Source organism: Bacillus pretiosus, assembly GCF_051294775.1.
GTDB classification, from domain to species: Bacteria; Bacillota; Bacilli; order Bacillales; family Bacillaceae_G; genus Bacillus_A; species Bacillus_A wiedmannii.
On the sequence record NZ_JBPPHF010000659.1, the window covers coordinates 1 to 279 of the forward strand.

1 protein-coding gene is annotated in these 279 nt (G+C 33.0%); it reads left to right on the plus strand.

Translation table 11 applies throughout. The features are described 5' to 3' along the window. Positions 1–86: 86 nt before the first annotated feature. The coding region (locus ACSG5Z_RS32580) for a hypothetical protein (RefSeq protein WP_435713006.1) at positions 87–279 on the plus strand (193 nt) is incomplete at its 3' end.

Below are 279 nucleotides of genomic sequence, written 5' to 3' on the forward strand. Positions count from 1 at the left end.
GTGTAACAGTTGAGAAATATTGATTACAAGAGATTAATGTGAATAATCAGAAAATTTATGTTATAATATGGGAAACGGAGGTTAATATGAGGCAAATACATGGAGCAATTTATATTTACATAACAATGTTTTTCGTGGCGATATCTTATGGATTAGGGCACGTGTATTCGCATCCTATACTAACTTTTTTAAGCGGAGCATGTATGGCGGTTGCGATTCTTGTCCACCTTTTCTCAGTTTGGATCGTGAAATTTCAATTAAAAATTAGTGAAATAGAAG